This window comes from Brevundimonas sp. GN22 (genome assembly GCF_054824005.1).
Genome location: NZ_JSYD01000112.1, coordinates 7,099 through 19,171, shown reverse-complemented (window position 1 = coordinate 19,171; position 12,073 = coordinate 7,099). Strand labels below are relative to the sequence as shown.

16 protein-coding genes are annotated in these 12,073 nt (G+C 60.8%); all 16 read left to right on the top strand.

Features of this window, described 5'->3' with window-relative positions:
• Nucleotides 1-219 precede the first annotated feature (219 nt).
• Nucleotides 220-555, top strand: coding sequence for an HNH endonuclease (locus tag OB03_RS13285; protein ID WP_461344477.1), 336 nt, complete (start codon nt 220-222; stop codon nt 553-555).
• Between the two features lie 123 nt (nt 556-678).
• Entirely contained in the window at nt 679-1,248 is a 570-nt protein-coding gene (locus OB03_RS13280) for a hypothetical protein (protein WP_461344476.1), read from the top strand.
• Nucleotides 1,245-2,930: a terminase large subunit gene (locus tag OB03_RS13275; RefSeq protein WP_461344475.1), complete on the top strand. Its 1,686-nt coding sequence runs from the start codon at nt 1,245-1,247 to the stop codon at nt 2,928-2,930. The genes OB03_RS13280 and OB03_RS13275 overlap by 4 nt, the downstream gene beginning before the upstream one ends.
• Nucleotides 2,891-4,159, top strand: a complete 1,269-nt coding sequence (locus OB03_RS13270) for a phage portal protein (protein ID WP_461344474.1) — start codon at nt 2,891-2,893, stop codon at nt 4,157-4,159. Before OB03_RS13275 ends, OB03_RS13270 begins: the two co-directional genes overlap by 40 nt.
• Nucleotides 4,156-4,815, top strand: a complete 660-nt coding sequence (locus OB03_RS13265; RefSeq protein ID WP_461344473.1) for an HK97 family phage prohead protease — start codon at nt 4,156-4,158, stop codon at nt 4,813-4,815. Before OB03_RS13270 ends, OB03_RS13265 begins: the two co-directional genes overlap by 4 nt.
• Before the next feature lie 42 nt (nt 4,816-4,857).
• Nucleotides 4,858-6,180, top strand: coding sequence for a phage major capsid protein (locus tag OB03_RS13260; RefSeq protein ID WP_461344472.1), 1,323 nt, complete (start codon nt 4,858-4,860; stop codon nt 6,178-6,180).
• Nucleotides 6,181-6,261: 81 nt separating this feature from the next.
• Entirely contained in the window at nt 6,262-6,456 is a 195-nt protein-coding gene (locus OB03_RS13255) for a hypothetical protein (protein ID WP_461344471.1), read from the top strand.
• The gene (locus OB03_RS13250; RefSeq protein WP_461344470.1) at nt 6,456-6,767 is read left to right on the top strand and encodes a head-tail connector protein; all 312 of its coding nucleotides are present in this window, start codon (nt 6,456-6,458) and stop codon (nt 6,765-6,767) included. Before OB03_RS13255 ends, OB03_RS13250 begins: the two co-directional genes overlap by 1 nt.
• 9 nt (nt 6,768-6,776) lie before the next feature.
• Nucleotides 6,777-6,962, top strand: coding sequence for a hypothetical protein (locus OB03_RS13245; protein WP_461344469.1), 186 nt, complete (start codon nt 6,777-6,779; stop codon nt 6,960-6,962).
• Entirely contained in the window at nt 6,962-7,300 is a 339-nt protein-coding gene (locus OB03_RS13240) for a phage head completion protein (RefSeq protein ID WP_461344468.1), read from the top strand. Before OB03_RS13245 ends, OB03_RS13240 begins: the two co-directional genes overlap by 1 nt.
• Nucleotides 7,300-7,743 carry an HK97-gp10 family putative phage morphogenesis protein gene (locus OB03_RS13235; protein ID WP_461344467.1) on the top strand — a complete coding sequence of 148 codons (444 nt, stop codon included), beginning with the start codon at nt 7,300-7,302 and terminating at the stop codon, nt 7,741-7,743. Before OB03_RS13240 ends, OB03_RS13235 begins: the two co-directional genes overlap by 1 nt.
• On the top strand, nt 7,740-8,168 hold the full coding sequence (locus tag OB03_RS13230) for a DUF3168 domain-containing protein (protein ID WP_461344466.1): 429 nt from the start codon (nt 7,740-7,742) through the stop codon (nt 8,166-8,168). Before OB03_RS13235 ends, OB03_RS13230 begins: the two co-directional genes overlap by 4 nt.
• 56 nt (nt 8,169-8,224) lie before the next feature.
• Nucleotides 8,225-8,689, top strand: a complete 465-nt coding sequence (locus OB03_RS13225; RefSeq protein ID WP_461344465.1) for a phage tail tube protein — start codon at nt 8,225-8,227, stop codon at nt 8,687-8,689.
• On the top strand, nt 8,689-9,096 hold the full coding sequence (locus OB03_RS13220) for a gene transfer agent family protein (protein ID WP_461344464.1): 408 nt from the start codon (nt 8,689-8,691) through the stop codon (nt 9,094-9,096). Before OB03_RS13225 ends, OB03_RS13220 begins: the two co-directional genes overlap by 1 nt.
• Nucleotides 9,096-9,248 carry a hypothetical protein gene (locus tag OB03_RS13215; protein WP_461344463.1) on the top strand — a complete coding sequence of 51 codons (153 nt, stop codon included), beginning with the start codon at nt 9,096-9,098 and terminating at the stop codon, nt 9,246-9,248. The genes OB03_RS13220 and OB03_RS13215 overlap by 1 nt, the downstream gene beginning before the upstream one ends.
• 526 nt (nt 9,249-9,774) lie before the next feature.
• A partial coding sequence (locus OB03_RS13210; protein ID WP_461344462.1) for a hypothetical protein occupies nt 9,775-12,073 on the top strand: 2,299 nt, incomplete at its 3' end.

Below are 12,073 nucleotides of genomic sequence, written 5' to 3'. Positions count from 1 at the left end.
TTGTTGGATCATGGTCCTGAGGGTGATGATATCTTCCACACGCCACTCACGTAGGTGATTATCGGGGTTCCTGATGGTCATGGTTTTCGCTTCACACATTGCCGCTGGCATTAAATACCAACGCTCCATCAATTTGTGATCGCCTACAACAAACTTCTTTCGTGTTAGGTTTAAGTGATGGCCCCGCGTCTGACCTCGCTCCCCAGCCGCCTAGCCTCAATGCCTTCTCGCATAGGCCAAGCCCCGCAGCAGGCCAGACAGACCCGCGACACGGTTCCATGGCGTCACTGGTACAAGACCAGCCGATGGCAGAAGCTGAGACAGGCCATCCTACTCAGGGACGCCTACACCTGCCGATCCTGCAAGCGAGTGTGCGGCGGCAAGTACCCTGCAGACGACAGCCCTGTCATCGACCACATCCAAGCGCACCGCGGCGACGAGCGCCTGTTCTGGTTGGAGAGCAACCTACAAGTGCTGTGTAAGGCACCGTGCCACGACAGCCACAAGCAGAAGCAAGAGCAGGCCAGCCGGTATCAGGTTGGCGATTGGAGCTGAACCTGACCGGGGGGGCTATCGAAAGCTCAGAAACCCTTTCACGCCCAGACCCGCGACCCCCTCACCGAGAGATTATTTTCCTGCTGGGGAAGTTGGAGTGCGAACCGAGACGGAGGACCATCGGTGGCTGATCAAAAATCGACCGTCGATTGGGAAGATATCCGCCGTGATTACGAGGCTGGAACCCAGTCGATACGGGAAATCGCAAGCTGGCATAACATCAGCGACACGGCAATCCGTAAGCGCGCGAAAAAGGACTGCTGGGTTCGCAAGGAAGTGCGCACCGGTTCGCACCGCGAACTGCTCTCCGCAGAGCCGCAAGCCAAGGTGTACGAAGGCACTGTTCTGACGCCGGAAAACACCAAACCTGAAGCCATTGTCGACAGAGGTCGCGCCCTGGCTGTGCGCATGCTCGACGAGCTGGATGCCACAACGTGCCGCCTTGGCGAGTTGGAAGCCCTGATCGAAACGGCTCTGGACGGACAAGAGGAGAAGGCCGTGCAAGCTGTGAAGGCTGCGGTGTCGCTCAAGACCCGTTCGGACGTTTTGAAGGCGCTGGCGACGGCAGCGAAGACCTTTAGCGAAAGCACTGCTGCCGCGGCTGGTGGAAAGAAGGCAGAACGCCAGCAAGCTGCTGAGAGCATTGGCGGTCGATTTGCCCCGCCGCCTCCCCCTAACCGACCGCTTCAATGATCTGGAGTACAGCTTGTCCTGATTGGCGCGAACGCATCGTCGCCAAGCGATCCCTCATACCCGCGCCGCTGTTTGCCGACGAAGCCCGCGAGGCTCTGGACGTCTTCAAATCGCTCAAGATCGTCGACGCCCCCGGCCAGCCGACCTTCGGTGAGGCGTGCGAGCAATGGGTGTTCGATTTCGTCGCGGCCATCTTCGGTGCCTACGACGCCCAAGAAGGTCGCCGCCTGATCCGCGAGTTCTTCCTGTTGATCTCCAAGAAGAACAGCAAGTCGACCATCGCGGCGGGCATCATGGTCACAGCCCTGATCCGCAACTGGCGACACTCTGCCGAGCTGCTGATCCTTGCCCCGACTATCGAGGTGGCCAACAACGCATTCGCCCCAGCGCGGGACATGGTGAAAGCCGATCCCGATCTGGACGCCCTGTTACATGTTCAGGACCATTACCGCACCATCACCCATCGCCTGACCCGAGCGGTCTTGAAGGTGGTGGCAGCGGACAACGATACCGTCTCGGGCAAGAAGGCCGCGTTCGTTCTGGTCGACGAGCTTTGGGTGTTCGGCAAGAAGCCCAAGGCCGACGCCATGCTGCGCGAGGCAACGGGTGGTCTTGTGTCGAGGCCGGAAGGCTTCGTTATCTACCTGTCAACGCAGGCAGACGAAGAGCCTGCTGGTGTGTTCCGCGCCAAGCTGAACTACTTCCGTCAGGTTCGAGACGGCGAGATTGTCGATCCGAAGAGCCTGCCGGTCCTGTACGAGTTCCCCGAGGAGATGCTGGCCGCTGAGGCCTATCTGGATCCGGCGAACTTCTACATAACCAACCCAAATCTGGGCCGGTCTGTATCCAAGGAGTGGTTGCAGGACGAACTGATCAAGGTTCTCGACGCGCAGGGCGGCGAAAAGCAGGTCTTTCTCGCCAAGCACCTGAACGTCGAAATCGGCCTGAAGTTGGCGAACAACCGTTGGGCCGGTGCCGATTACTGGGAAGCCGCGGGATGTGAGAGCGTCACGCTCGACGAGATCAAGCGCCGCTGCGGCGTGGTTGTGGTCGGGATCGACGGCGGCGGACTGGATGACCTAATGGGGCTGGCTGTCATCGGCCGGTGCCGGGACACGAAACAATGGCTGGGTTGGTGCAAGGCTTGGGCGCACGACGATGTGCTGGCCCGCCGCAAGGACATTGCCACTCAACTGCGCGAGTTCGCCAAGGACGGCGATCTGACCATCACGGATGATCCGGTGGCCCCCATCCAAGAGGCCGCGGACATTGTGCAAGATCTACAGGTCGCTGGTCTCCTTCCGGAGAGTTGTGGCGTTGGACTCGACCCATGGGGCGTAGCCGCCCTGATCGACGAACTGGCTGACAGAGGCATTGAGGGCGAAATCCTCACCTCGATCCGTCAGGGCGCAGCGCTTTCACCGGCCTCGTGGGGCCTAGAGATCAAGCTGAAGAACCGAACGTTCGTTCACAGCGGCTCGCGCCTGATGGCGTGGTGCGTCGGCAATGCCAAGACCGAGACCCGCGGCGGCGCTGTCCTGATCACGAAACAGACGGCCGGCAGAGCGAAGATCGACCCGCTGGTGGCCCTGTTCAATGCGGCCATGCTCATGAGCCGGAACCCGGAAGCGAAAGGTGATGGATGGAACGACTACCTCAACAGCCTTGGGGTGGCGGTTTGATCTCCAAGGCCTTCCGCGCGCTTGGACTTAAGGCCGCCGACACCGTTGTGAGGCTCGACACGACCCCTCCAGACGGTTGGCTGGGGCCGACCAACGCCGGTGTCGCGGTCAACGAGACCAGCGTACTGGGCCTGTCCGCCGCGTGGGCGTGCATCAACCTGCTGGCCGGGACAATCGGGTCTCTGCCGCTGATGGTCTATCGCACTGACGGCGCGGGCAACCGTGTTGTGGCCAAGGATCACCATTTGTATCGGGTGCTGCACGACAGTCCCAACTATGACCAGACGGCCCTAGACTTTTGGGAAGGCGGCCAGGTTGCCTTGGAGGTGCGCGGCAATCTTCACGCTCGCATCGAGCGCAACGCAGGGCGTCTAGTGGCCTTGCACCCCATCGTAAACCCAACAGTAACCCGCCAGACAAATGGGTCTTTGCGCTATCGGTGGACCGAAAACGGCAAGTCCTACGACGAACCGCAGGAGAATGTCTTCCACGTACGCGGCTTCGGCGGTTCACCGCTCGGGGGTCTATCGACGTTGAGCTACGGTCGTCAGGTGTTCGGACTGTCACTGGCCGTGGACAATGCTGCCCAGACGACCTTTGCCAACGGCGTGCGTCCCTCGCTGATCCTGACAGTGCCAAACGAGAAAACGCTTACCGCCGACCAGCGGGACGCTGTTGAGAAAGCCCTACAGGAGAAGCACCAAGGCGCGATGAACGCCGGTCGACCGATGTTGATTGAGGGCGGGCTTACACCGCACCAAGTTTCGCTCACGCCGGAAGATGCTCAGATGTTGGAGAGCCGAGCATTCAGCGTCGAGGAAATCTGCCGCTTCTTCGAGGTGCCGCCCCACATGATCGGGCACACCGACAAATCGACCAGCTGGGGCACTGGGTTGGAAGAGCAGACGTTGCGCTTCCAGAAGTTCACGCTTCGCCGCCGCCTCAAACGGATTGAGCAAGCCATCATGAAACAGCTGCTAACCCCTGCGGATCGCGCGGCAGGCATTGTGGTGGAGTTCAACCTTGAAGGGCTGCTGAGGGCCGACAGCAAGGGCCGCTCCGAGTTCTACCAGAAGATGACCCAGATCGGGGCCATGACCATCAACGAGGTTCGCGCCTTGGAAAACCTGCCGCCTGTAACGGGCGGCGACGTGCCGCGCATGCAGGCCCAGAACATCCCCATCAACATGGCAAACCCGCCAGCCCTTGTCGCAGGAGGCGGCGAATGACTTTGCGCACGAAAAATAGCGGCATCAGCCTCGACATCAAAGCTGTCGGTGAAGACGGAGTGATCGAAGGCTACGCCTCGACCTTCAACGTCATCGACAGCTACGGCGACATGGTAGCGCCAGGCGCTTTCAAGCAGTCCATCGCCAGCCTCAAGAAGTCCAATCGCGGCCTGAAGATGCTTTGGCAGCACGACCGCGATCAGCCCATCGGCATTTGGGATGAGCTGGTAGAGGACGAGAAGGGCCTGCGTGTCGTGGGTCGCCTTCTGAAGGACAGTGTTGCCAAAGCGGCCGAAGCCTATGCCCTGATCAAGGAGGGCATTCTTGACGAGCTTTCAATCGGGTATCGCGAGCTTGAGTCCTCGCCGCACCCCCAGCAACGGGGCGTTACGATCTTGAAAAAGCTGGATCTGCGCGAGGTGAGCCCCGTCACGTTCGGTGCGCTTGGCCAAGCGGCCCGCATCGACACCGTTAAATCCATCGTTTCCGGCGGCGAAAAGCCAACGGTCCGACAATTCGAGGATCACCTGCGGGAAGTAGGTTTCTCGAAATCCGCTGCGGCTGCCATGGCCTCAGCGTGCAAGCCGCACCTTCGGGGGGAACCCGAGGCGAAGGCAGATGACGCGCTGGCGTTCCTAACCGCGCTGCGCGGCTAACCCCTCGCCCATCAGGGCACAATCAGACAACGAGAGACCTCAATGACCCAACGTCACTCCCAGACGGTGGCACTTGCTGCTGTCCGCGCCATGGCTTTCCAAGCTGCCAGCGCCCCCCACATGCTTCGCGGTCTTCAGATCGCCTACGCCCCTGAAGACGAGCGCGGCCAAAAGTCGGCTGCCGACCTAGCCGCCGAGATCAAAGGCGACTTCGAAAAGAAGTTCGATGAAGTCAAAGGCATGGCTGAAAAGGCCGTAGCCGAGGCCCAGAAGGGCATCGATGCCACCTCTTCTCAGAAAGAGACTATCGACAACGCCCTGACCGCCATGAACGAGGCCAAGGCCCGTCTGGATGATCTGGAGCAGAAGATGGCTCGCGGCGGCAGTGACGCCGATGATGCCGCCAAGTCGATTGGCCAGCAATTCGTTGAAAGCGAAGGCTTCAAGTCGTTCGAGGCCACCGGCTTCTCCAAGACCGCCCAGCGCGGCGACATGCAGGTCAAGGCTACTCTGACCTCTTCCACGACCGCTGCCGCAGGCTCGGTGGGTGACGCTGTGCAGGCCACCCGCCTGCCGGGCATCATGCCCCTGCCCCAGCGTCGCCTGACGGTTCGTGATCTGCTCTCGCAAGGCCGCATGGACGGCTCGTCGCTGGAGTACGTCAAGGAGACGGGCTTCAACAACAACGCCGCGCCTGTGGCTGAAGGTGCCGCCAAGCCGGAGTCGGACCTGCAATTCGATCTGGTCACGACTTCGGCCAAGGTCATCGCCCACTGGATGAAGGCATCGCGCCAAATCCTGAGCGACGTGTCGCAGCTGCAATCGACCATCGATCAGCGCCTGTTGTACGGTCTGGCGTATGCCGAAGAGCAGCAACTGCTGAACGGTTCGGGCACCGGCCAGAACTTGCACGGCATCATCCCGCAGGCCAGTGCCTACGCCGCGCCTATCACCCTGACGGGTGCGACCAGCATCGACCAGATGCGCCTTGCCATGCTGCAAGCTGCCTTGGCCGAGTTCCCTGCAACCGGCCACGTGATGAACCCGATTGATTGGGCATTCATCGAAACCCTGAAGGACAGCGAAGGCCGCTACATCATCGGCAACCCGCAAGGCACCGCCGCACCGACCCTGTGGTCGCTGCCAGTCGTGACCACGCAGGCCATCGCCGTTGATAAGTTCCTGACCGGTGCCTTCAAGCTGGGCGCTCAGGTGTTCGACCGTTGGGACGCTCGCGTCGAGACCGGCTACGTCAACGACGACTTCACCAAGAACCTCGTCACCATTCTGGCGGAAGAGCGTCTGGCGCTGGCGGTCTACCGTCCGGAAGCGTTCGTGTATGGCGATTTCGGTCGCGTGACCTGATCCTGAAAACGGCTCGGCGGGGAAACTCGCCGGGCCTCTTTTCGTGGTGGCCGCTGTCGGCCCCCTCGCAAGGAGGCTCCCATGACCCAGAAATACCGCGTAGCCCGTCAGGTACTGTTCGACCGCCTCTACCACGAAGGCGAAACCTACGAGGCCGATCCGCGCACTGTCGCCCATCTGGTCGAGCGCGGCGTGCTTGAAGAGCCGAAAGCAAAAGCCGAAACGCCGCCGAAGAATAAGTCTGAACCGAAGCCTAAGAACAAGGCAGATCGCTGATGCTGAACGTAGTCGTTCTGACGACCGGCCCGCTCCTGACACTGGCCGAAGCCAAGCAGCACCTTCGCATCGATCACGCCGATGAGGACGCCCTTGTCGAGACATACGCCGATGCTGCGGTGCTGTCGTGCCTCAACCACTGCAATCGTCAGCTTGTTCCTCAGGGGGCTGAGCCCGCGTTCAAGGCGGCGGCAATGCTGATGACGAGCGATCTATTCAACACCCGCGAAACCGTCGTCACCGGCCAGTCGGTCGCCGTTTCTCCGACGGTATCGGCCCTTCTGGCTCCCTACCGCATCATCCGTATTTAGGAGCCCATCATGCGCGTTCGTTTTTTGAAAGATCGCAACTGGACCCCGCCCGAACAGCGCGGGATCACAATCGCCTACAAGACGGGGATGGAACTCACCATCAAGCGCGACTGGGGTACCCAGCTGGTGGCCGATGGCGATGCGGAAGAGATTTCGCCGCCGAGCAAATCTGACATCGAGAAGGCCAAGGGCTGATGGCGGTCGGTAGCGGAGCCCTGCGGGACAGGGTGCGCTTCGACGCACGCACCCCCGACGCCAATGGAGATCCGCTCGGCCCATTTGCACCGGGCTTCACGGTCTGGGCGGAAATCGAATATTTGCGAGGATCGGAAGCAGCGCTTGCCCATCGACTTGAGCGTCGACAGCCGGTGAGCGTGACTATCCGAGACAGCGCGCAGGCTCGTACCGTCAATCCCGCCATGCGCATGGTGAATGTCAGGACGGGTGAAGAGTTCAACGTAACGGCTGCTAGCCCGGCGCGAGACGCGGGGTATCGCAACGTCCTCGCAGTAGCAGGCGGCGCGACAGGCTGATGGCGTTCTCCAATCGTGACCGGTTAAAGCGCAAGCTGCGCGCGCTGCCTGCTGAGGCCGAGAAGGCGGTGAAGGCTCAGCTGGAAAAGGAAGCCAATGATCTTGCTGAGCTGATCCGGCGCCGCGTGCCTAAACGTACAGGCGCACTCCGAGACAGTATTAAAGTGGCACCTGGCGACAAGCCGTTGAGCCTGAAGATCAAGGCTGGCGGCCCAACCACCACGAAGAAAGTTCGTAAAGGCGTCAAGGATGTTGATTTCGCCAAGGTGAAGATCACGGGCGGCTCCCGAGGCGAATACGATTACGCGCGCGGCGTGGAGTTTGGCACCAGTGAGCAGCCCGCCCAACCATTCTTCTGGCCCAGTTATCGCCAACGGAAGCGTCAGATCCGTCGCCGCGTCAGTACTGCTGCCAAGAAGGCTGTGAGGAAGAAGGCCACATGACCGATCCCAGCCTTGCCATCCAGATCGCCATCGAAGCTGCTCTGCGGGCCTCAGGAGCCGTTGTTGGGGGTTTTTCGCCGAGTGCGGTGCGCATCTACGACATGTCGCCCCCGCTGGACGCGCCGTTTCCGCACATCCTGATCGGAGACGACCAGATCATTGGCGACGACACCGAATGCGCTTCGTCGTCCGAGATCGCAGTAACGGTCCACGTGTACGCCCGCGATGGAACGCCGAGCCAAAGCCGCGCGAAGGCCAAGTTGATTGCTGGAGCGGTTCGAGACGCCCTCACCCGCCAACTCACCCTTGAAGGTCATGTCTGCGACGACTGGATTTACGACGACACCCAGCACATGACCGACCCAGATCGCCTGACAGCCCATAGCGTCGTCAGGTTCACCTACTGGACTACGGCAACCGCCTAGCCAGACCCCGCCGCCTCAGGGCGGCTTTTTCATGCCCGAAGAAAAGGAGCCGCCTTATGGCTGCTGTGAAACATACCCGCGGGGTCAAGCTCGTGGTCAAGGTTGGCGATGGTGCCACGCCCGAAGTTTTTACCAAGCTCTGCACGATCAACGCTGAGCGCGGCATTACCTTCAACGCCCAGACGAATGATCAGACGGTCCCTGACTGCGACGATCCGGACCAAATTGCTTGGCTGGCGCGCGAGAAGCAAACGCTGTCCGTCGATGTCACCGGCGGTGGCATGAACCACAAGACTGACAACAAGATCCTGTGGGATTGGTGGAAGTCGCCGGATGCTCGCAACTGCCAAGTCATCCTTGACGATGATCTCCCCGCAAATGTCATCACCTATGAAGGTGCCTTCCACCTGACCCAGTTCGACCTGACCGGCAACGTAGGCGAGAAGGTTTCCTCGACTATGACGCTTTCGTCCGACGGCGAAGTCCAGGCAACCTTCGGCGCTAACGTCGGCGGCGCTTAATGAGCCGCGCTGCTGAAGTCACGTTGCCCTTCGGCGGGGAAGAGCGGTTGTTCCGCCTTCCCATCGCCCGCCTGCGCGCTTTGCAGGAAAAGACCGACTGCGGTCCGATGGAGCTGATCCAGCGGTATTCAGCCGGAACGTGGAGGCTGGACGATGTGCGGGAAGCTATCCTGCAAGGCCTGATCGGCGGCGGCTTGAACAGCCACGAGGCGACACAGGTCATCATGGGGCATTTCGACGACACGCCGATCTTTCCACACGTGACGATTGCTCAGGCGATTGTCGCATCTGCCGTTATCGGTGTGGACGATGAACAGTTGGAAAAGCCGAGCGCGGGGGCGAAGTCCAAGACCCGCTCCCGCGCCACAAAATCAGGTTCGCGCCCCTCTACGGCACGGGAGCAATAATGGGCTTCACGCCCCGCGAGGTCGACGACCTGTCGCTATGGGAGTTCGGAGCAGCCGTCGACGGCTGGGCTAAAGCCAACAGTCCAGAACCTACTCAGGCCTTAAGCCTCTCAGAAGACGATCACGACGCCCTTATGGCCAAGTATTCATGATACGCTTCCTGGCGGAGGTGATCATGAGAAAATTCCTTGCCTGCTGCGCAGTAGCTTTCGTTGCGGGGTGCGGAGCGTCCCAGCCCCAAGATCCTATCTTCGTGGATGGTTCGCGTTTGGCGTTCACAGCAGCGGCGAAGGAGGTGCTTCCGACCCGCGGTAACGCTCACCTGCATCCCGTGTCTGTCCGCGTCTCACTCGTTGATGAGTACGGAAACGAGACTTCGGCACCTGTAGTCACATTGAGTTGGGCGGAGAGCGACCTAAGCCAGATCAACTGGACTGGATTTTCCGACACTCAGCTCGCCAATCTAGCTAACGTCCGGATAGACGGCCGACACGGGGTCATCGCTTTCGCTGAATGGTGTGATGCGTATAGCGCGCTCACGCCGCGTCTTTGCCGACAAGAGCGAACGCGGGCGGAAGAGGATTGGGCCCATCGATTGGCGCAATCCGCCGGGTAATCCGGACAATTGTCACCACACACAGGCTCGCTTCGGCGGGCCTTTTTCTTTGCGGAGGCGTTATGGCCAGAGACCTCGAAAGCCTCGTGCTGACCATGAGCGCCGACATCAGCAAGCTCTCAAAGCAGCTGGACCGTGCGCAAGGGAAATTCGACAGCACTGCCAACGCTATCGAGCGGCGTCAGCGTCAGTTGGATAAGAATTTGGCTAGCCTTGGGCGGGAAGTCGGTAACTTTGCCAGACCCGCACAGGTGGCCGCCACGGTGGCCCTCGGTGCAATCACCGCAATGTCGTACAATGCTGCGAAGCGTGCGGAAGCTGTTAGCGGAGCGTTCGAACAGACATTCCGCGACATGCCAGCCGAGGCCGCAAAAGCGACCGCTACCATCTCCGAACAGTTCGGCCGGCTCGAAACCGACATTAAAGACAACTTCACGCAGCTTCGTTCGGTCGTGTCCGCCCTTGGGGTGGACGCTCAAACCTCCCTGGGGATCGTCGACCAGCTCCAACGCCGCTCGCTGGATATGGCGGCATTTAAAGACGTGTCGGACGCCGAGGCCTTTAGGGCAGTGATCTCCGGCATCACGGGGGAAACCGAGCCGCTCAAGCGCTTTGGCGTGGTGCTTAACGAAACAGCCGTTTCTGCTGAACTGGCGCGTCTAGGCTTCAAAGGCAAAACCAAGGATGCCTCTGAGGCCGCCAAGGTGATTGCCCGTGCCAATATCATCTTGCGCCAAACGGCGGAGATGAACGGACAAGTGGCACGCGAAGCTGACACCCTTGCCGAAAAAGAGAAGCGTGTGAGGGCAGAATTCACCAAGGCGGCCGAAGACTTCGGTCAGCAGTTCTTGCCTGTCGCAGCGAAAGTGCTGGAGTGGGCGACCAAGGCGCTCACCGCCTTTAATGATCTGCCATCGGGGATGCAGGCCGCTGGCCTAGCTATGCTGGCCCTGGTAGCGGCTGGTGGGCCTATTATGACCGTCATCAAGGGTCTTCAGGCCATCATCAAGGCTGCTATTGCCGCTCGTGCTGCAATGGCTGTTATCGGCGGAACGGCAGGCGCTGGTATTGCTGGCGGTGCAGCGGCGGGAGCCACGGCGGGGGCGCTGGCTCGCACCGCTCCAGTGGCAGCGGGAGCTATTGCGGTCGGCGCGGGCGTATCAAGTTTCGCACCTGCTCCGGTTCGCGACGAGGCTATGGTCCAGCGAGACCTCGCCCTTGAGCGTCAAAACCTCAACAATCTGAAAGCAAACGGCGCGAACGCTAACCGAATTGCGGCCGCTGAGCGCCGGGTCACCACCCGCTTAGCTGAGCTTTCAAAGGTTCAAAAAGCTGCCGATGCAGAAGCAGCAAAGGCCGAGAATGAGGTAAATTCCGCTGTCTCGGCCGCTCTTGCCAACGCCGGAGATTTCGGCCTTACGCCAGACCTCCAGACAGGAGGCGCGGGTTCTCGTGGCGAGCGCGGTTCCGGCAAGGCTGAAGCAGCCGCGGCTGAGCGCCAAGCCGACCTCAGGGATCAAATGGGCCTGCAGCTAGCCATCGATATCGCGCGCGCAAAAGGAGACGAGGCGGCGATTAAGGCGGCGGAACGCCGTCAAACGCTGGCCCAACTCACCGGTCAATACGAAAGCGCGGGGTACGAGGACGCCGCAAAACGTGCCCAAGAACACATCGGCTATCTGAACACCGCAGAAGACATGGCGGAGGCACGCGAGAAGGCTGCCGATGCAGCGGCTAAGCTAGAGAAAATCTTCGCTGACATCGCCGAAGAGCAGCGCAAAGCCGCAGAGCTCCAGCTTGATAGGACCATGGACCAACTTGGCTATCAGGCCGAACTGGCTCGTGCGTGGGGGGACGAGACCGGCATTAGGAATGCCGAGCGCCGCCTGTTCATCGAGCAGCGCACGCTCGAAATTCTACGCCTAAAGCTGGCCGCGACCGAGGCCGAAGCTCGAGCGATGGCTGGCAGCGAATACGACACGCTCGACCATGCCGAGGAAGCCCGTAACAGCGCCCAGACCATCGTGTCGGTTCTGCGGTCGGACAACATCTGGGAAGAGGCTGGGCGGCGTTTCAAGGACGCGGCTTGGGATGGCTTTGAGGACATTCTGTCCCAGATCATCGGCGCGATGACCAAGAGCGGCGGTAACGACGGTGGTAGCTGGTTGGAGAGCGCGTTCAGCTTCCTCAGCGGCAAGCGCGCCACTGGCGGGGGCGTTGTCCGTGGCCAGAACTATCTGGTCGGTGAACGCGGGCCGGAAATCCTGCAGGCTCCTTTCACGGGCAATATCATCCCCAACGTGAACCAAGCCATGAGCCGCATGCAGTCCGGCCAAGTGGCTCGCGCCCAGCCGGTGGTCG